This is a genomic window from Klebsiella sp. MS 92-3 (genome assembly GCF_000195655.1).
Classification (GTDB): Bacteria; Pseudomonadota; Gammaproteobacteria; order Enterobacterales; family Enterobacteriaceae; genus Klebsiella; species Klebsiella pneumoniae.
Window position 1 is genome coordinate 1427 of record NZ_GL882807.1, and the last position, 427, is coordinate 1853.

Genomic DNA, 427 nt, shown 5'->3' on the forward strand with positions numbered 1-427 from the left:
CAGGTGTTCAGGCTGTTCCCGTTCAACAAGCTCAGGCACAACAGGCTTGTTCATCCTTTCCTGCCAGGCAACGGCAGCGGCCACCTTATCGACGGCTACTTTGTCCTGCTTCTCTTTTGGAAAAGCTGCGATATTCCACTTTGACATATGCATCACCGGTCTGCTTTACAGGAAGATATCCCTGATAATACGCGTATTCCCGGGCAACAGCGACTGACAACGAAGAGGAGAGTGCGTGGCGCCGGAGGCGCGGCGACGTCTCTCTCCGGCAGGCGCAGCCTGCCAGGGTTTTCGCGCTGCCGGAAGCGGCAGAGGTTCCCCCCTGCCCGGCATCGCGGCGGCGGGCATTAATCAGGGCTTTGTACTGTCGCAGGATATCGCCGCTTTGTGGTGCAAGTTTCATGTGCTTTCTCCTTAACCGGCGGGG

Annotated in this window: 1 protein-coding gene and 1 pseudogene; both read right to left on the minus strand. The window is 58.1% G+C overall.

What is annotated here, in order from left to right; translation table 11 throughout:
• On the minus strand, positions 1 to 153 hold a 153-nt coding region (locus HMPREF9538_RS13995; protein ID WP_009485090.1), incomplete at its 3' end, for a DNA polymerase III subunit theta.
• A gap of 169 nt (positions 154 to 322) precedes the next feature.
• Positions 323 to 403: pseudogene (locus tag HMPREF9538_RS32865) on the minus strand (hypothetical protein); the annotation flags it as partial.
• Positions 404 to 427: the final 24 nt, after the last annotated feature.